The sequence below is a fragment of the Anatilimnocola aggregata genome, assembly GCF_007747655.1.
GTDB classification, from domain to species: domain Bacteria; phylum Planctomycetota; class Planctomycetia; order Pirellulales; family Pirellulaceae; genus Anatilimnocola; species Anatilimnocola aggregata.
This window is the reverse complement of sequence record NZ_CP036274.1, coordinates 886,477-904,011: the sequence shown is the minus strand read 5'-3', so window position 1 is coordinate 904,011 and position 17,535 is coordinate 886,477. Positions and strand designations below refer to the sequence as shown.

Sequence of the window (17,535 nt, the reverse complement as noted above, 5' to 3'; positions counted from 1 at the left end):
AATGCAGGCGGAATGGTAGTAACGCTGCTAAGGTTCGGGGTCATAGAATGGTGAAGCGCAACACGGGCCGATTTGTTACAAAGCACTTGTAAGGAAGGCCGTCATCGGGCTCCAGCATTTTGGGGATATCGGAAATTAGAAGGCAGGTACGATGGCAAAGAAAGTGACGCCCAAGACGGCGACGAAACCCAAAGTAGCGAAGGCCAAAGCGGCACCCGCGTCGCCGAAGGGCAAGACCTTCACTCTGGAAGAAACGCTCAGCCAGCTGAAGTCGTTGGGCAATGCAAGTGTGCGGGCGCAAAACGCTAAGGGCGGGGCTTGGGGCGCCGGCGCTGGTGACAATCAGTTCGGGGTGAAACGCGGCGACATTCGTAAGCTTGCGGACAAGATCAAGACCAATCACGAGTTGGCCTTGTCGTTGTGGAAAACCGGCAACGTGGACGCCCAGCAACTGGCGACGCTCCTGATCGATGTCAAACTCCTATCGTCCGCTGAGTTGGAGCAAATGGTGAAGTCGATCTCCTTTACATGGGTGGCCGATTGGCTCCATTCCTATGTCGTGAAGGAGCATGCCGACAAAGAAACGCTGCGCAAAAAATGGCTAACTTCGAAAGACCGCTGGACGGCCCGTTCTGGCTGGCAACTGACAGCTGGCCGCGTTGCAAAGAGCCCCGACGGGCTCGACCTGGAAGCGCTGCTCGGTCGCATCGAGCAGGAGATGGCCACCGCCATGCCCGAAGTGCAATGGACAATGAATGCTTGTCTCGCCGAAATCGGCATCCACTTCCCCAAGCTACGCAAGCGCGCCATCGCGATCGGTGATGAGTTGGGGCTCTATCGCGATTATCCTTGTTCCAAAGGCTGCACCTCACCCTTCGCCCCGATCTGGATTAACGAAATGGTGAAGCGGCAAGGGTGAACACGTTTCAGAGGGAGAACTTCAGAATGCCCGATGCGATTGCGGCGACTTTGGCTGCTCCGAATCTCAAGCCCTTGGCAGCGACGATGCCCGATATGCCGGTGCATCGAGTGCCGCTCGTCAAAGCGACCGCTGCGAACTTGCGCGGCTTCGGCGAGATCATCGAGCATCCGGATGCGCGCAAGGTCGAGATCGTGCGCTGGCCTTCGCTGGGGTGGCGGCAAGTGGAACCGGGGACCGGCGATCAAGGTGGCACCACCGAAGGGATGTTTGCCTTTAAGTGGCACGGCGATGTACTGCGGGCCCGCAACGAAGCGGTGAATGACGACTATGTGTTGGGTTGGACTTGCCAACCGAGCCAGGCCCGCGAAGACCGGCAGACGGCCCCGCGCGAAGAGTTGCTGCTGTGGCGGTGCAACTATCATCCTGACGGTGGCCAGTTGTTCTTTCCGCTGGAGCCTGGTCCCTTCGTCACCACGTTGGCTCTTCCCGGCGACGACATCACGCCCGACAGCTTCGTCGCGTTCTACTCGGAGGGTGGCACCGGCCTCTACATTCATCCTGGCGTCTGGCACGAAGCGCTCTGCCCCGTCAACGACAGCTTTCGCTTCTTCGGCCGTCAGGGAAAAGTCCATGCCCGCGTCGGCTCGAACTTTCCCCAAGAGTTCGGCTGCTACTTATCAGTCTCTTTACGCGCAGAAGACGCTCGCGAGACGCTTTAATTTGCGGGCCGCTCAGTTCGCGGGAGCCGGCTGGCCGGCCGCATCTTCGATGGCTTTCGCCTCGGCCGCGGTCAGCATTTTATCCTGCATCGCCTGCTCCCAGGCAGCCTGTAGCTGCGGGTTCTTTTCCACCACTGCGCGTGTGCGAGTAACCAGGTTGGCGTTGGCAACTCTCAAATACCACAGCCAGCCGCACATCGGCAAGATGAAGACGACCATGGCCACCAGGGCGAGGACGACACCGACTTTTTTGGTCCGGCGATCCATGAAAACTCCCACTTCCGTTGAAGTACTAATTCGATCACGCAACGTAGTGCGATGCGACCATATTTGGCGAGATCGGCCTTACGATACGCCGGCAGGGCCGCGCCGGGAAGCACCCAATTCCCTGCTGAACCGCGCAACGCACCAGCCGTGGCAGGAGCACGTTGGGCAGCTAGTGCGAGGCCGATAACGAGGGTAACTTACAACTCTGATCTGCTGAGCAAGACATCGCTGTTTCGCTACTGATTATTCTTTTCCTGCACAAGGACCTTTCCATGCTGTCCCGTTCTGAGTTGAAGGCCTTTCAAGCCAAGAGTGCTTACCCCTCCGTTTCGATTCTGGCCCCTACGCATCGGACGGCGCCGGCTAACAAGGCCGATCCCATCAAGGTGAAGAACCTGGTGAGCAAGGCGATTGCCCGCCTGCAAAAGGAATTTAAAAAGCGTGAAGTGGCGGCTGTGGTCAACAACTTGAAGGAACTCGTCAAGCAAGTCGATTGGCAACATACGCTCGATGGCTTGGCGCTGTTTGCGAGTGCGACCGAATCGCTGGCGGTCAATCTCCCCTTTAAAGTGAAGCCTCGCGCCATCGTGGACGAGACGTTTGCGACCCGCGATCTCGTGTATGCCTTGAACCGCGCGGTCCCTTATCGCGTGCTGGTGTTGGGGCATACTACATACTTCTACGACGCTTGGACGACCGTGCTCGAAGAGCACACGAAGGCGCCGTTTCCGTTCGAGCATCGCGGACCCGGTGGCGCGGCGAAGCTGCCCGGCGGTGTGGGAGTCAATCGTTCAGCCATCCGCGACGAAGCGATGCGGAAGTATTTTCGCACGGTCGACGAAGCGGTCGCGAAGATTCAAAAAGCCAGTCCGCTGCCGCTGGTGGTGGTCGGCGTCGAACGGAACTTGGCCTTCTATCGCGAGGTGACCTCGCAGCAGGCATCGATCGTGGGCATGCTCGCCGGCAATCACGAAAAGACGGCCCCCCTGGCACTCGGCAAGTTGGTGTGGCCCGTGTTTGAAGCTGGCGCGACGGTTCGTCGTACCGAAGCGCTGGTGCAACTCGATGACGCGGTGAGCGCGAGTCGGCATGCTTCGGGAATCGATCAGGTCTGGCGCGCTGTGGTCGGCGGCAAGGTCCGCGTGTTGCTGGTCGAAAAGAACTTCAAGTATCCGGCCGATATCAGCCCGGAAGGTGACCGCTTAATGCCCTTCACGGGTAATGGGCCGGCAGCGCTCGACGATGTGGTCGATGAGGTCATCGAACGAGTCATGGAAGCCGGTGGTGAAGTTTACTTTTATGGAGAGGACGATCTGGAAGTTCATCAAAAGATCGCGGTCGTGGTCCGCAGCTAAGCGCTGATTGCGTCCTCTCTCCCTTTCCGTCGATAGCAGGGTTGTCCTGTGGATACCAGCCAGCTGCGCGATTATGCGACAGTCGTAACGGCCATCGTTGCGCTGTCGGTCTTCGCGCTGAACTCGTACGCGCAGATTCGCAATCGCCGCATTGAGAATCTGTCGCGGTTCATCGAGGCGCATCTGCGGCTGTTCGACGAAGGAAGCTACATCGCGCAGAATATTGCGGCGATCGAGAGCCGGACCCTGGTGCGCGACCCAACAAATTGCGACATGGAACGCAAGTTTCACCTTATGCTGCTCGAGATCGAGCACCTGGCCATTCTGGCCAACAACAAAGCGGTGCCTCGCCCCACGCAGGTCTATATGTTTGGCTCCTATGCGAGCGAGTTATTGAAGGTGATTACTCAGGCCGAGCGCGAGAGCATGGCGTGGGAACTGGCCATTGGATTTCTCGACCGCCTGGCGAAAGACACCGACGCCTATCAACAACTAACCCGCAAACAGCGTGAACGCTTTTGGCTTTGATACGGAGAGTCCCGGCACGCTTCGGCTTCAATTCCGCACCATTGAAGTGTGGCGAAAACCTGGCCCATCTGGTTAGAATGGGGGGCTGCTGGAGAACCTGCCGTGGCTGTCGGTGCCGATCAATTTGCAAAGTCCGTCATCGTCGCGGGGCTTTCGTCGGCTGACGAAATCAAAGGGCTGTGGAACGAACTCCCAGCCGGCCAGCGGCCAAAAGATGGCGCAGCCCTCGCCAAGCTGCTCGTCGAGCGCGAGAAGCTCACCAAGTTTCAGGCTGAGGAGTTGCTGGCCGGCAGTCAGACTCCACTGGTGCTGGGCGACTACGTGTTGCTCGCCCGGATCGGCGCTGGCGGCATGGGGCAAGTCTTCAAGGCCCAGCATCGCCGCATGAAACGCCTGGTGGCGATCAAGCTGCTGCCGACTTCCCTCACCAAAGACGATGCGGCCATCAAGCGGTTCGAGCGCGAAGTTGAAGCAGCCGCCAAGTTGGTCCATCCCAACATTGTCGTGGCCTACGATGCAGGGCACGCCAAGGGACAGCATTTTCTGGTGATGGAACACGTCGCGGGACGCGACCTGTCACACATCGTCGCTTCGTCCGGCGCGCTGCCGGTCGCGCAAGCCGTTGATTACATTCGCCAGACGGCGAAGGGGCTCGCCTTTGCCCACAGCAAGGGAGTCGTTCATCGCGATATCAAGCCGGCCAACCTGCTGCTGGATCAAGAGGGCGTCGTCAAGATTCTCGATATGGGTCTCGCTCGTTTCGATGATGGTGCCGTTCAGGACGGGCTTACCAAATCGGGCGACGTAATGGGGACTGTCGACTACATGGCACCGGAGCAGGCCTTCGATACTCGCCATGCCGACGGCCGGGCCGATATTTACTCGCTGGGCTGCACGCTCTATCGATTACTCACCGCGCAGAACATGTACGAGGGTGAATCACTCGTGCAAAAGCTGATGGCGCACCAGCAGAAGCCAATTCCGCCCCTCGCCACGCAGCGGCCCGATGCGCCCAAAGAGTTGGTGGCAATCTTCGAGCGAATGGTGGCCAAGAAACCGGAAGCCCGCTATCAAACAATGGCCGAGGTCGAAGGGGCTCTCATCGCCCTCGCTGCCAAGGCGTCCGGTCCTGTCGCCAAGCCTGCAGCGGAGAGCAAGCTCGGCTCCTTCTTTCAATCGTTCTCGGGCAACAAGGCAACGACCAGCGGAGCGGCCCTTGCCGAACAGCCACGCACGACTGCCAACTCAGCGGCCGACGTTTCCCCAACAATCGCGCTCAACAACTCGCAAGCCACGACGGATCCTATCTCACAACGATCGATCCAGGTCGCCAGCGATCGCTCACTCAAGAGGCCCCGCGGTCCTTGGTGGCGACAACCGCTCGCGCTTGTCGCCGGCGGGCTGGGCGGCCTGCTTCTGATCGCGCTCGGTGTGTGGGTCATCATTAAGGACAAAGATGGGAATGAAGTAGCAAAGGTCAAAGTGCCCGATGGAGGCACAGCGATTGTGAAAGCAGACGAAACTAGTGGGAGGCCGACTGCATCGCGTAACGCAGTGTCTTCCCCCAACTTCGCACTGCAGTTCGACGTCGATAGTGTTGTTACCTGCCCCGTCGAGGTCGATCTTTCGGGACCACTCACTCTCGAAGCCTGGTTGCATCCAGATGCTGTGCAACAAGTGGTTCCAGATAAAGTTCCTTCGTCGGTGTTTTTCTATGACCTGCTCAACCTCGGTGGCGAAAATGGTCAGTGGCATTTCCGCGTTTGGAAACAAGGTGAGATTGTTCACTCCGCTCCAACCGACCGCCCCACGCACTTGGCAGGCGTTTACGAAAAGAAGCAAATCCGCCTCTATGTGAACGGTGCTCTCGTCGGAACCAAGAACCTGGACCTTGATGAGGACTTTCTCAAGCAAAGACATGACTTACGGCTTGGCTGGGTTCACACCGGCTTGATCGACGAAGTGCGCGTTTCCAATGTTGCCCGTTATCAGGGCAACTTTGCGCCCCCCGCACGTGGCGATCGCTTTAGCAAAGATTCCAGTACGCTTGTGCTTTACCATTGCGACGAAGGAACCGGCGACGTCCTGATCGACTCCTCCGGCAACAATCACCACGGCAAGATCGTCGGGGCCAAGTGGGTTAACAACGATGCCGACCCGGCTGCATCAGGTTCGATCGGTGCCCTGTCGTTTACCGGCAGCAGTTGGGCCGAATTGCCCATTGAGTACGACGGGAAGAGGCCATTCACCGTGGAAGGGTACGTGATTGCCCAGTTGCCGGACGACCTGGAAAACGCTGGTCTAGTTCATTTTTCGGGACGCAAATGGTCCGGTTTGGTGATCCGAGGGAAGATGTGGGAGGCCCAACTCAGCCAGACGGCTAATGGATACAATCTGACTCGCCGAAAGGATGTCGAACCCGGAAAGGCCGTCCATTTCGCCTGGGTGTGGGATGGGAGCAAGATCGCGCTTTTCGTCGACGGCTTGCGCTTCCCCGAGTTTCCACAAAACTACGGCCCAGGAGAACTCAAGGCGGCGAACATCGGTCCGATTTTGTTGGGCAGGCTACCCGATGAGAAGAACCCCATGTTCTTTACCGGGCAGGCTTACGAAATTCGTGTATCGAACAAGGCTCGGTATACCGAGAACTTCGTCCCCTACAAGCGGTTCGAGCCGGACGCCGACACGGTGGCGCTCTACCACTGTGACGACGGGAAGGGCGACGTGCTCAACGACTCCAGCGGCAACAACCACCACGGCAAGATCGTCGGGGCCAAGTGGGTTAACGTCAGGGGAGCCCGGAGAAGTTCGATGCCTTCGCCGGCCGAGGTGCTTACCTCGCCCGATTATGTTTGGACCGAGCCGGAGAATCTGGGCCCGTTGATCAACGGCGCGTCTGCCGAAGTAAGTCCAACCCTGTCAGGCGATGGGCTCACTTTGGTTTATTTCAGTTACAGCAACAGTCGCTCAAAAATGGTAATGGCGACGCGCACGTCGGTCGATGCTCCTTTCAGCGCCCCTCAACCTTTGGGAACCGACCCTGTCTTCGCCGAACATGGATCGACTTCGCCAACTCTTTCGACAGACGGCCTTTCGATCGTGTTTCGCCGGTTTGCCAAAGGAACGACGGATCTGCAATTCACTGATCTTTGGGAAGCACGTCGCCGTTCGATCCACGTTCCGTTCGACGCCCCCAAACCTTTGGCCGAGTTAAATTCAACGGCTATGGATTGCGAACCGAACCTGTCGGCAGACGGCCTCACACTGTTGTTTCGCTCGGAGCGAGCCGGATTTCTACGGGATCGATATTGGCTCAGTCAGCGACCCAAGATCAATGCGCCGTTCGGAACTCCAGCTCCGTTTCTCCTGCCACGCCATCCGGCAATGACGGAGATCAGCAATACCATGAATTCCGTTCTATCGTCGGACGGTCGAGCATTGATTTTTGCCGTCACCACCAAAGAAGATTCGCAGCTTTGGGTCAGCACACGAGCTAACACCGACCAACCGTTTGAAACGGTGACGCCGTTGAATCTGCCTCGCGGCCGAGCCGACATTCGCGATGGTTGTCCTGCGCTCTCAGCTGATGATACGACGTTAGTGTTTATGTCGGATCGCCCAGGTGGACAGGGTAGTACTGATCTTTGGCAGACCCGCCGCGTGCCGAAAAGTGGTACTGCGCCGAATGCTACTGCCCCAGCGCGGCCGAGTGCGACGTCTCCGTCTTCAGCTGGCAGCAGATGGAAAATCGTGGCGACCGAAGCCCGCAACGGGCCGGGGAGTTTGCCCAAGGTATCTGCGCCGTTTATCGGCCACGACGGCATGACGTTGGTCGGAAGTACCCCGGGCAAAGATCGCGACGTGGTGCTTACGACCCGCGAGCGTGTCGGCGATCCTTGGCCCACACCGGTGAATTTGGGGCCGATCGTCAATGGCAAAGTGGCAAACGAATCGGAAGACAATTACGCGACGATTTCGCAGGATCGCAAAACGCTAGTCTTCTTCTCTAAACGATCGGCAGGCGAAGCATTGTGGTCGACCGCCCGTGCCGACGCCGCCCAACCATTTAGCGCACCCGTCCGGCTAGGAACCGAGATCAATGAGCCTGGTCGCTCTTGGTATCCCGGCCTCTCTGCCGATGGCCGGTGGCTGACGTTTACGCGGACGACTTCCTCGCAGCAATCGGTCGGTCGTGTAGCGCGGCGAACTGGGCCTGACCAGGAATTCGCGTCGGTGCAGCCAATCGGCCAAGCAATCGACGGTTTGGGCAATCTCCGTTCGACATCCATTACCAACGACGGCCTCACGCTGGTGGCGGTGGTGGCCGAAGATCGGACCCCCGAAGCGCCCAAAGCCATTTGGATGGCGACGCGTCCCACGATCGACGCACCGTTCGAAAACCCAATCGAACTCGGCCCCGAATTTCGCGCGGCGAACCTGGCCGTGTCCATCTCTGGCGACGGTCGTACGCTGTGGGTCATCCGCGACGACGACTTGCTGAAGGCTGTCGCCGTGCCATCTCCCACCACTTCGCAAGCACCGCCCCCGGCAGTCTTTCCCTTCGATACGGCGGCTGCGCTGAAGCATCAAGAATCTTGGGCGAGGTATCTCGGCAAGCCGGTCGAATTCACCAACGGCCTGGGCATGAAGTTCCGACTCGTTCCGCCGGGCGAGTTCCAGATGGGGCTTGGCCCGGAGTATACCGACGAAGAGTTGATGCGGCTGACGGGTGTGAAAGAAGATCGATTGAATAGGCAACTAGTTCATGCGCGGCCGGCGCATCCCGTACGAATCACGCGGCCGTTCTACATGGAAGTAGAGGAAGTCACGTCCGGCCGCTATCGCGACGTCGTCGGGCAACTACGACCCGAGATGGAGCAGGATCCGAACAAACCGTTGTCGAGCTACGTGGCCTGGCCCGACGCGATCGCGTTTTGCAATAAGCTGAGCGAGCGCGAAGGGAAGCGGCCCGCCTACCGGATCGAAGGGGCGCAGATCACACCCATCGACGATGCCGACGGCTACCGCTTGCCCACCGAGGCCCAATGGGAATATGCCTGCCGCGCGGGTACGAACACGCTCTGGTACTTCGGTAATGACAGCGTCAACGACGTCGAGTTCAAGAGACAGTGCGCTGCCCCCAATCCGTTCGGTCTGGTTGGCCTATACGCTGGGTCGAGTGAGACGTGTTGGGACTGCACTGCTCGCGGCGGCGGTCCGTACTCGGCGGGGCTGCTTAGCCGTCGCGACGATCCTCGGGAAGACGTCGGGGCATTTCGGATCAAGCGCGGCGGCTCGGGCAAGGACGGTGGCGGAGTAGATCGCCGAACGGTCAATAGTTTCGCACGCGCCGATTTCTGGGCCGACGAGACCGAAGTAGAAAAGACAAATTACTCCGGCTTCGGCCGCGTCGTGCTGCCAATCGCGCTGCCCGCGCCGGGTGCGGCGGCGACGGAAGTCGATCTCTTGCCATTCGTCGATCTGAGCCAAGACGTGCTGAGGGGCGAGTGGACCAGGCAAGGGGCGGAGTTGCACACCGCGGCAACGGCGGGCGTGAACTACTTGCTCCGTTTGCCTGTCGATCCGGGCGAGGAGTATTCGTTGCGACTAGCCTTCTCGGCCGATCGGGGATATCCCAAGGTGACGCTCCCCTTCGAGTCGAAAGGCCTGGTCGTCGCCTTTAGTGCTGGTCGGGTGATCCTCCAATTGGGAGGGCCCAAGGCGGACGCTTCCACCAACCCGAGCTCCGAAGTGCGATCGCACTTCGGCGAAAATAAGCGGCGCGACGTCCAGATCGAAGTGACTCGCCCCACTGCGAACGAAGTCCGAATCGTCGTCGTCGATACTGGAAAGCCGGTGTTCGAATGGACCGGCACGCGCGCACAACTCCAAGCGGCCGTCGGCCCCGACCTCCCCGAGCCGACACTCTTTTTTGAGAGTTACCTCACCAAGACCGCCTCCACAAAACTCATCGAAGCCAAGCTGACCACGACCCGCGGCGTGATGAAACCGCTGCGCAGTGGGACGCCGGCAGCCGCGGCCCTTCGCTGGCCCCTTGCGCCGTCGAAGCCCGAGGACATCGTCTGGCTGCAAGGGCTCAGGGCGACGCTCACGTTGCGTTCGGGACCGTACACGGAAACCACGCTCAAGCCAACCGCGACGCCGCCAACCTCGCCCGCGACAATCGTCGGCGTCGCGCTTGACTACAACAACGGCGCGGCCGTCACCGACGAAGTGCTAAAACGCCTCGCAACGCTCGCCGATCTGGAATCGCTCAAGGGCGTTTTCGACGTGTCGTCATCCCCGGTGACCAAAGACGGGCTGCCGCAGTTGGCAACGCTGGTCAACCTGCGCCAGCTCTCCTTGGGACGCATCGGCCCCAAGGATACGGACCCTGCATTTCTGGCTGCGTTTAACCAATTGGAATCGCTGGGCCTGCAATACGTCGCCTACCCGGACTGGGAACGTCAGGTCGCACGTTTGACGTCGCTCCAAGACCTACGGCTTTACAACATCAATCACGCGAAGTTGGAAGAGTTCGGCCCCTTGCCGCGGCTGACTCGCCTGAATTTTAGCGGCTATCAGGACGGTCATGCGGCGCGGCTCCCCGCGGCTCAGCGATTTGCCAAGCTAGTTCCTTGGTGCCGCATCACACTGGTCGGCATGGACGGCGATCAAGGCAAACAAATGGTCCTCGAGCCGACCGCCGCGCCGCCGACCGAAATAAGGCCGTGGCAATCGCCTGCGTTCCAACAATGGGTCGCCGAAACGCAACAGCTTCCCGCGAATGAACAAATCGCAGCTGTCAGCAAGAAGTTGGTCGCACTCAACCCGGGATTTGATGGAATCATTCGCGGCAATCAAGGCGAAGCAGAACCGGTGCTCAACGGGGGAGCCGTGTTTGGAATTCGGCTGCGTCTTGACAACCTGCGCGATGTGTCGCCAGTGCGCGCGTTTGCCAAGCTCTACGTGCTCGACCTCGTCGCGAGCGATAATCAGCGCAAGCCGTTTTCAGATCTCAGCCCGTTACGTGGAATGCCAATCTCGTTTCTTAATGTATGTCATAGCAACGTTACCGATCTCAGTCCGCTGATCGGAATGCCATTAACATCATTAAACATTGGCGACACGCCGACGGCGGACCTGACTCCTCTGTCGAATTCGCCCCTCAGCCGGTTGTTCTGTGGCTACACGAAGATCGTGGATCTGCGCCCGCTGTTGACCTGCAAAAACCTGACCCTCATAGAGGGCGAAAAGAATAATCTCGATCCGGCCGGCGTCGCCGCCGTTAAGCAGGCATTCCCCCAATGCATCATCAATTGCGACGAAGCCGCTCCCGCAACTCCACCCAAGTAAATTGCCGCGGACCTATCGCCAGAACATAATCGCGCGCAGGCGCGGCTCGCGCAACAAGATGCCGAGCCACATCAGCGCGGCGACAATGAGTGGGGCCAGTTCGAACTCGGCCGCGGGGTTCCGTTCGCGGGCGATGAGATGAGTGCAAAACGCTGCGGCCAAATAACCCTGCAGCAGCACGGCACCCAAGATGGCCGTTCTGGGAAAGAGATACAGCAGCGCGCAGACCACTTCCACGCCCCCAATCATGGCCATGGTCTCAGGCGAGATGCCGAGCGAGCTGAACTCCTTGGCAGCGTCCTCCCAAGGGCCGATCTTCAGCACTACGCTGAACTTCATCCACGCGCTGAACAACAGCGTGCCAAAAATCAGCAGGGTGAAAAACCAGCCTGTGTAGGTCATCCAGCGCGGCTGCGAGGGCTGCGGCACGGTCGATTCTTGAGGCACAGGAGGTTCCTGAATTGTTGAGTCGTGTAGAGCCGGTTCCCGCCGGCAACGGGCCTGCCATATCGTGAGCTAACCAGGAATTTCTGGTTCAACGAGCAGCGCAAGTAGCTGCAGCGATTCCTGCCAACCGAGGCAGCAAGCTTCGGTGGGAATCACGGCGGGGATGCCTGATTGGACGATGTTCACCTCGGTCCCGCAACTGACTTGCTTTAGCGTGATGGTGGTTTCCATCTGGCCGGGCAAGTTCGGATCGTCGAATACGTCGGTGTGGCGAATCTTTTCGTTGGGAACGAGTTCCAAGTACTCGCCGCCAAACGAGTGGCTGTGGCCGCTGGTGAAATTGGTGAACGACATTTTGTAGGTGCCGCCGACCCGCACATCGATTTGATGCACCTTGCCAGTGAAGCCATGCGGCGGCAACCACTTGACCATCGCATCGGCATCGAGAAAAGCGCGATAGACCTTCTCGGGCGACGTACGCAGTACTCGCTGAAAGCGAACGGTTCCGGTCGACATGGTGATTGGCTCCTGGGGAAGAGTTGTGATTGTGATTGACTCATTATAGGTTGAATATCGTTGGGTGTAGGGCATGGGCAATGACGTGCGAGGGCAAGGGCCTCGCTTACCATCGGCAACACTAACTCTTCGTTCGGGGCCTGCCGCCATGTTCACAGATCGCCGTTATTTTGTGTCGCTATTTGCCCATCGCTTCGGCTGGGTTTCGCTCTTGCTCGCCGTAAGTGGCATGGTCACTGGCTGCCAGAAAAACCAACCGCCGCTAACTGTGCCACCGGTATCTGCGCAGGCGTTAACAACTGCTCCGCCGTCGAGTACCGCACCACAGCCACTTGAATACAAGGCGGCAGTCACGTCCAACGCCTATTTTGAGCTGCGGCGCTTGGCGGGAGAGGTTCAGACCACAGAAGAAGCGGCGCTTGCAGCCTGGCGCGAGTTACTACCCAGGATGGCGAAGGATGAGAAGACGCGCGAATTGCTCAGGCATTTGCACGGCGATTTGCCGGTCGATATCAGCGTGGTGGAGACCGCGCAGGCCAAGGACACAGGCCTGATGATGGCAGTGCCGCCGGAAGGAGTGGCAGTCGCCGTTCGCCTGGCAGACAACATCCTGGATCAAACAAATCTGGGCGGAGGGCGCTCCGTTCCCGCGCGCAGCATGACCTATGGTCATGTGGTCTTGATTAAGAACGCCGCCAGTTCCGCCGGTGGTGAATTCGGGGCCTTGGGACCACCGAACGGCATGCCTGCGCCGTTTGAGCCAATCAAGCTGGCTATGGAAGACTACTTTCACCGGCACGCACCCGGTTGGATTTTGAACAACGGTGGGTATTCAGCCAAGGATGCCAAGTTACCCGCCAGCAGCGAAGAGCATCGCCGCGATTTGGATGCGAGAATCAAAGCCTACGCAGACTACGCGAAGACTTTCTACGATGTGCGGCGACCGCTCCCTTAGCTCCATCTGGATCTCATCCGTTCATAAATCCCAGGCGTCCAGCGGTTGTTTCGTCGGGCTGCACTCTCTACCTATTCGAGTGGCAGTGATAAAATGCGGCAGCGCGATGATGAACTCAAAATAGAAATGAATTAGTAGGCCGCCCTATGAAACCGTACCTGCAGCGGATGTTCCGCTATGTGGCTTGGGCAGATCAACGAACATTAGCAACCGTGCGTGTTACTGCCGCGGCACAGGCAGAAGCGTTGCCGCTAATGGCCCACCTGCTGGCCGCTGAGCACGTGTGGCTCTCGCGCTTGCAGCAGCGTGAACCGCGCCATGCCGTTTGGCCCGCGCTGACGCTCGACGAGTGCGAACAGCTGGCGGCAGAGAACGAAGCGGGCTATTGCGAGTTTTTGGAGAACCTGGCCGAGAACCACCTGATCGATATGAAGCACTATCGCAACGCGGCCGGTCAGGAGTTTGCGACGCTGGTCATCGATATTCTCACGCAGGTGATTGCGCACGGTCCCTATCACCGCGGGCAGATCGCCAAGATCATTGGCCGCCACGGTGGCACGGTCCCTAGCACCGATTTCATCATTTTCACGCGCGAGGGTGGTTGAGCTCAACCATGAAAATCAACAGTGCTGCGACCGTCTTCACCGTGACCGACCTCGATGCTTCGCTGCGGTACTATGTCGACGTGCTCGGCTTTCGCGAAGCGTTTCGTTTCGGGCAATATGCGGGCATTGAGCGCGACGAATGCCGCCTGCATTTGTCACAGCAAGGCAATCCAAACGCGAGCCAACCCGGTTCGGGCGCGGTGTATATCTTTTGCAATGAAGTCGACGGCTATTTTGCCGAGATTACCGGCCGCGGTGCCGTGGCAGCAGAGGAACCGAAGACCTACGAATATGGAATGCGGGATTTCATCGTGCGCGATCCCGACGGAAATCAAGTTTCGTTTGGGACGGCGGTGAATTCACCCGGGCCCCCTCCAACCGAAAGTTATCGGTCTGAGTATCTAAAGCCCGAGCGAATACGATCCGCGATTGTGCAACTCCCCCCGATTCTGTTTCGACTACTGGGCAAGTGCGAATACTCTGTTTCCTACGGCGTTGGAACTCGTCTCCACGGCTCGTTACTGTTCCACCCGTTGGGCGTACCAACGGACTACCTGCCGTCTTTCCTAGAAGATTCCCTGGAGCAGAAAATTGTTGAGCCTGGAGGTACCGACTTAATCATCGATGCTCCTAATGGCGAACTAAGCCTGTTGTTTTGCCACGAGGCCGACATTCATGTTGACGGCACGAACCATGACTTGATTCAACGTTTCATCACATGTGAAGAGCTTGCCGACATCAAGTTCACCTTGAAGGCTAATCTAAACTCACAATCTGGGTAACGAATTACTGCACGACCGCAACAGGTGGTTCCAACGTGGGCGCATTTAAAGATGCGTGGAAGTAAATCGTCAGCCGTTCGAAACGTCATTAGCACCGAAGGTGCGGCGCCATGTCAGCCCAGGGCGACGCTTTGCGACTTCATCGCTGCGCTGGCCCTGGGCTAACCTATAGCCGGGCCTTGGGGCCTGAAGACAAAGGCACCAAACCGCCAAGGGGGGTGTTCAATTAAGCTCCCCTTAAATGGACAGCACCTAGCGCAACTCTCGGGTTTGCGAGCAATTGGTGTTCAATTAACAGGCTCTAGTTGAACAAGTTGGTTGAAATCGAAACCCACATATTCGCCGCACGACGTTAGTCCTTTAACTGTTTGTCGAGGAATGGACCGAACTTGGCGTAGTAGGCTTTGTGGTCGCCGCCGTGATCGGCCAGAGGCATGATGACGATTTGCTCGGGGCCTTGCAGTTCGTTGCAGGTGGCGAGCACACCTTCGGCGGGACAGACGGGGTCGATCAGGCCGAGGCCGATGAGCCCGGGGACCTTGACGCGAGTCGCGAAGTTCATGGCGTCGAAGTAACGCGAGGTCTCGAGCATCTTCTCGACGTCTTTTTTCTGCCGACTCGCCCAGTTGGGCCAACCCGGCGCACGCCCCGCTTGCTTGCCGGTGTGATCGCAGCCCGCAGGGACGTTGGCAGCGAAGGCGGTGACGGCCGGATGAATGCCTGCGGTGACGATGGCCTGATAACCACCTTGGCTGCCACCCTGCACCACGAGATGCTTCTTGTCCCAATCGGGCCGCTGGGTGAGGTAGTCGACCGCGCGGCGGCAGGATAGGAACATCGGCAGGAAGTAGCTGGTCTCGCGATCATCATTTCCCTGGCCGGGGTAATCGCTGAGTTCCTTCGCAGCCTTCTCTTGATAAAACTTGGCCGGTTCGTCGATGGGCAGGCCGTGAGCGATGATGTTGAAGGCCAGCCGTCCTTGCCGCGCGGGACCGAGAACCCAATCGCGATTCAGCGGATAGACGCCGGCCCATTGCACTTGCAAGAGGGCGGGGAGTTTCTCGCCGCCGACCGGCTTGGCCAGTTGGCCGTAGATCTTGCGGCCACGAATGTTGTCCATCGTGATCTTGTAGTATTCGATATTGGCATCGCCGATGTCGACCTTCTCGACCTGCACGTTCATGGGCACCGCATCGAGTTCGGCGATCTTGGTTTTCCAGAACTCATCGAAGTCAGCAGGGACGGGCGTGGAACGAGTGATCTTCTCGGGGGAATAGACGGCAGCGCCGCTGGCCTTCAATTCTTTCCCGTCACCGTCGGGCTTGAATGTCACTTCGAGCAAAACAACGCCGGGCGCCTTCGCCGCGTCAGCTGGGTCTTGATGACGGACGGTGGTTTCGCTGCCGGTTGCTTCGCCTTTGGCGATTTCCTTGAGTCCGCCGCGCTTCACGGTGTAGGTGATTTTGCCGGGGACCAAGGTCTCGCCATCTTTGGCCACCACCTTCCAGACCACTGCTTCGCCCGGTTCATAAATGGCCGCGGGCTTGTCGGTGGTAACCTGCAACTTCGTTTCGGCCAGCGCGACCAACGGGAGAAAGATCGCGGCCAGCGCGAGCGTGGTGCGAAAGAACATGAGAAGCTCCGGCGAGGCAATGAGGATGATATGCGGCGAACGACCAAATCATAATTGAATTGAGAACGCGGTGTGTATCGAGCGGTTGTCAGGCGAGAATGCTCGTCGAACGCTACACCGGGCTGGCACAAGGTCGCGCAATCGAACCTAATGACAATCGACGCACCTAGTGATTGCCAGTACCAAGCAGCAATGGGAATCCATGAAACACTTCGCCACCGGCGGTACTGATTCTGCACTGCTCGGGCTGTTCTGGCCGGAACTGCTGCCGGATGATTTTGATGAGCGGGTCGAGGAGGGGAGTGAATCGAAGCTGTTCGACGAGTTGGCCGAGCGCGGCACGGTGATCCAGTTGCCTGGCGAGGCTGAGGGGAATTACTCGCTGGTGTTGTGTGTCGATGAACCGTTGCCAGCGGAGTTGCGATTGTACTCGCGCGAGGTGAAGTGGCTGCGGAAGGTGAAGGTGGCAGGCGAAAGTTGGTTCGGGGGTTTGGAGTACGCATTCAAGACCGATCGGACCATGCTGGGAAAGAGGCCGGGCATGTGCTCGCCAGTGGCAATTGCTGCGGGCGAGTACGAAGCGACGATTTACGCGACCGATGTGCCAGATGAAGTCTACGAAGCGTGGCTCGTCGAGAAGTCGAGTCCGTCAGCCAAGCGATTGTGGGACGTGCAAAGCTGGTTCGCTGCGACGGGGGTGGTTGCGACGATGATTTTTGTCGGCTGTCTGTTTTTCGGCACGCGGCCGATCATGTTCGCCGCACTGGCGGTGGCATTTGCCCTATCGCTGATCGCGTGGGTGTTGTCTCGCACGCGGGCCTATCTGGCTGTGCAGCAGGCGAGACATGACTATGAGGAATCGCATCCGGATTTTGTGATTTGTCTGCAACCGAGTAAGTAGTGGAGCACAAAGTTTTCGCAGCCGGCATAAGCCGAACGCGACTTCGAAAAAGTTGGTGTCCTTCGGCAGAAAGAGGCAAGAATACGATTGTCAAAATCGGTCCAAGCGGAAATAAACAGAGTAGGTCACGTTGCGTCGCTCGTTCAGCAGCAGGCTGAGGGGCCAACAGTGATCACTTCGCATTACTGAGTTTGTTCGGGCAGGTGCGGCCATGAAACTGGACGCGAACATGCAGCTGTCGTTGGTCGCGGTCGTTATGGCCGGGCTGGCTCTAGTCATCTCTCTGTTCGGAGCATTCCCGGGGCTCAAGGGACTATTCTCGGTGGTTCGCGACGGCGTGCTCTGGCTGGCGATGCTGGTTGTTTTGGGAGGCGTTGGATTTGTCGTCTATCAACGGCTGCAGCAGACTCCAACGATTACGCAGCGGCCAGCGTTAGGCGATTTTTCCAGCCGAGATTTCGCACCCGAAAATTCGTCACGACCGATGCTGCCGGAAGTCCGGCGACCCTAGTGGAAAATCGTGTGAAATCGGAGCGAAGATCGGTCAGC

14 protein-coding genes are annotated in these 17,535 nt (G+C 58.6%); 10 read left to right on the top strand and 4 right to left on the bottom strand.

Annotated features, from left to right (window positions below):
- Nucleotides 1-151: 151 nt before the first annotated feature.
- Both ETAA8_RS03455 and ETAA8_RS03450 read left to right on the top strand, forming a co-directional pair.
- Complete coding sequence (locus tag ETAA8_RS03455) at nt 152-919, top strand: DNA alkylation repair protein (RefSeq protein WP_145084920.1); 768 nt, start codon at nt 152-154, stop codon at nt 917-919.
- A 26-nt stretch (nt 920-945) separates the two neighbouring features.
- Nucleotides 946-1,641: an ureidoglycolate lyase gene (locus ETAA8_RS03450; protein WP_202921533.1), complete on the top strand. Its 696-nt coding sequence runs from the start codon at nt 946-948 to the stop codon at nt 1,639-1,641.
- A 12-nt stretch (nt 1,642-1,653) separates the two neighbouring features.
- On the opposite strand, the gene ETAA8_RS03445 is transcribed toward ETAA8_RS03450, so the two are convergent.
- A complete protein-coding gene (locus ETAA8_RS03445; RefSeq protein ID WP_145084917.1) occupies nt 1,654-1,908 on the bottom strand; it encodes a hypothetical protein in 255 nt (84 codons plus the stop codon).
- A 272-nt stretch (nt 1,909-2,180) separates the two neighbouring features.
- On the opposite strand from ETAA8_RS03445, the gene ETAA8_RS03440 reads away from it, so the two are divergent.
- The 3 genes from ETAA8_RS03440 (at nt 2,181) to ETAA8_RS03430 (ending at nt 11,147) form a co-directional block, all read left to right on the top strand.
- The gene (locus ETAA8_RS03440) at nt 2,181-3,263 is read left to right on the top strand and encodes an AOC03_06830 family ribosome hibernation factor (protein ID WP_145084914.1); all 1,083 of its coding nucleotides are present in this window, start codon (nt 2,181-2,183) and stop codon (nt 3,261-3,263) included.
- A 48-nt stretch (nt 3,264-3,311) separates the two neighbouring features.
- Nucleotides 3,312-3,791: a hypothetical protein gene (locus ETAA8_RS03435; RefSeq protein WP_145084911.1), complete on the top strand. Its 480-nt coding sequence runs from the start codon at nt 3,312-3,314 to the stop codon at nt 3,789-3,791.
- 102 nt (nt 3,792-3,893) lie between these two features.
- A complete protein-coding gene (locus ETAA8_RS03430) occupies nt 3,894-11,147 on the top strand; it encodes a protein kinase domain-containing protein (protein ID WP_145084908.1) in 7,254 nt (2,417 codons plus the stop codon).
- 12 nt (nt 11,148-11,159) lie between these two features.
- On the opposite strand, the gene ETAA8_RS03425 is transcribed toward ETAA8_RS03430, so the two are convergent.
- Nucleotides 11,160-11,594: a DoxX family protein gene (locus tag ETAA8_RS03425; protein WP_145084905.1), complete on the bottom strand. Its 435-nt coding sequence runs from the start codon at nt 11,592-11,594 to the stop codon at nt 11,160-11,162.
- 69 nt (nt 11,595-11,663) lie between these two features.
- Nucleotides 11,664-12,110: an SRPBCC family protein gene (locus tag ETAA8_RS03420; protein WP_145084902.1), complete on the bottom strand. Its 447-nt coding sequence runs from the start codon at nt 12,108-12,110 to the stop codon at nt 11,664-11,666.
- A gap of 148 nt (nt 12,111-12,258) precedes the next feature.
- On the opposite strand from ETAA8_RS03420, the gene ETAA8_RS03415 reads away from it, so the two are divergent.
- From ETAA8_RS03415 to ETAA8_RS03405, 3 genes are all read left to right on the top strand, one after another.
- A complete protein-coding gene (locus ETAA8_RS03415) occupies nt 12,259-13,065 on the top strand; it encodes a hypothetical protein (RefSeq protein ID WP_145084899.1) in 807 nt (268 codons plus the stop codon).
- A 146-nt stretch (nt 13,066-13,211) separates the two neighbouring features.
- On the top strand, nt 13,212-13,670 hold the full coding sequence (locus tag ETAA8_RS03410; RefSeq protein WP_145084896.1) for a DinB family protein: 459 nt from the start codon (nt 13,212-13,214) through the stop codon (nt 13,668-13,670).
- 8 nt (nt 13,671-13,678) lie between these two features.
- The gene (locus tag ETAA8_RS03405) at nt 13,679-14,452 is read left to right on the top strand and encodes a VOC family protein (protein WP_145084893.1); all 774 of its coding nucleotides are present in this window, start codon (nt 13,679-13,681) and stop codon (nt 14,450-14,452) included.
- A 352-nt stretch (nt 14,453-14,804) separates the two neighbouring features.
- Here the strand turns inward: ETAA8_RS03405 and ETAA8_RS03400 are convergent, their stop codons facing one another.
- Nucleotides 14,805-16,085 carry an acetylxylan esterase gene (locus ETAA8_RS03400; RefSeq protein WP_145084890.1) on the bottom strand — a complete coding sequence of 427 codons (1,281 nt, stop codon included), beginning with the start codon at nt 16,083-16,085 and terminating at the stop codon, nt 14,805-14,807.
- A 202-nt stretch (nt 16,086-16,287) separates the two neighbouring features.
- On the opposite strand from ETAA8_RS03400, the gene ETAA8_RS03395 reads away from it, so the two are divergent.
- Together ETAA8_RS03395 and ETAA8_RS03390 are read left to right on the top strand one after the other, a co-directional pair.
- Nucleotides 16,288-16,986 (top strand): hypothetical protein, encoded by a 699-nt coding sequence (locus tag ETAA8_RS03395; protein ID WP_145084887.1) that lies wholly within the window; start codon nt 16,288-16,290, stop codon nt 16,984-16,986.
- 211 nt (nt 16,987-17,197) lie between these two features.
- Nucleotides 17,198-17,497 (top strand): hypothetical protein, encoded by a 300-nt coding sequence (locus ETAA8_RS03390; protein WP_145084885.1) that lies wholly within the window; start codon nt 17,198-17,200, stop codon nt 17,495-17,497.
- Nucleotides 17,498-17,535: the final 38 nt, after the last annotated feature.

Bases quoted from the DNA above. Each gene is read 5' to 3' on its own strand.
- ETAA8_RS03455 (WP_145084920.1), top strand. From the start codon at position 152: ATGGCAAAGAAAGTGACGCCCAAGACGGCGACGAAACCCAAAGTAGCG.
- ETAA8_RS03450 (WP_202921533.1), top strand. From the start codon at position 946: ATGCCCGATGCGATTGCGGCGACTTTGGCTGCTCCGAATCTCAAGCCC.
- ETAA8_RS03445 (WP_145084917.1), bottom strand. From the start codon at position 1,908: ATGGATCGCCGGACCAAAAAAGTCGGTGTCGTCCTCGCCCTGGTGGCC.
- ETAA8_RS03440 (WP_145084914.1), top strand. From the start codon at position 2,181: ATGCTGTCCCGTTCTGAGTTGAAGGCCTTTCAAGCCAAGAGTGCTTAC.
- ETAA8_RS03420 (WP_145084902.1), bottom strand. From the start codon at position 12,110: ATGTCGACCGGAACCGTTCGCTTTCAGCGAGTACTGCGTACGTCGCCC.
- ETAA8_RS03415 (WP_145084899.1), top strand. From the start codon at position 12,259: ATGTTCACAGATCGCCGTTATTTTGTGTCGCTATTTGCCCATCGCTTC.
- ETAA8_RS03410 (WP_145084896.1), top strand. From the start codon at position 13,212: ATGAAACCGTACCTGCAGCGGATGTTCCGCTATGTGGCTTGGGCAGAT.
- ETAA8_RS03405 (WP_145084893.1), top strand. From the start codon at position 13,679: ATGAAAATCAACAGTGCTGCGACCGTCTTCACCGTGACCGACCTCGAT.
- ETAA8_RS03400 (WP_145084890.1), bottom strand. From the start codon at position 16,085: ATGTTCTTTCGCACCACGCTCGCGCTGGCCGCGATCTTTCTCCCGTTG.
- ETAA8_RS03395 (WP_145084887.1), top strand. From the start codon at position 16,288: ATGAAACACTTCGCCACCGGCGGTACTGATTCTGCACTGCTCGGGCTG.
- ETAA8_RS03390 (WP_145084885.1), top strand. From the start codon at position 17,198: ATGAAACTGGACGCGAACATGCAGCTGTCGTTGGTCGCGGTCGTTATG.